The organism is Hungatella sp. SL.1.14 (assembly GCF_024460495.1).
Classification (GTDB): Bacteria; Bacillota; Clostridia; order Lachnospirales; family Lachnospiraceae; genus Hungatella; species Hungatella hathewayi.
This window is the reverse complement of record NZ_JANFYJ010000454.1, coordinates 1-293: the sequence shown is the minus strand read 5'-3', so window position 1 is coordinate 293 and position 293 is coordinate 1. Positions and strand designations below refer to the sequence as shown.

At 53.6% G+C, this 293-nt stretch carries 1 pseudogene; it reads right to left on the bottom strand.

Annotated features, from left to right (window positions below):
- A pseudogene (locus tag NE473_RS31800) lies at nucleotides 1–293 on the bottom strand (glycoside hydrolase family 32 protein); the annotation flags it as partial.

Here is a 293-nt window from a genome sequence, read left to right as displayed (position 1 = left end):
AAACTGCATTCTGCCATCCCTGTCATTTCCCGCAGTCAGGCTTCGGTCCGTACAGATCCTGTTTCCCTTTCGGTAAATCAGGTATCCGCCGATCTCAATCCGATCGCCCTCCTCTAAGTCTGCTGCAATCAGATACCCTGCTTCGGCAGCCTCATCCGGCCAGTCAATTTTCCTGGTATAAGCCCCTCTCACTGCCGGAAGCAGCGGATGGGGAATGGATTGGTATGATGTGCAGCCCCAGAGTGGCAGAAGTGGAAGACGGCCATATTTATTTTCGGATGCATCCGGCAGTG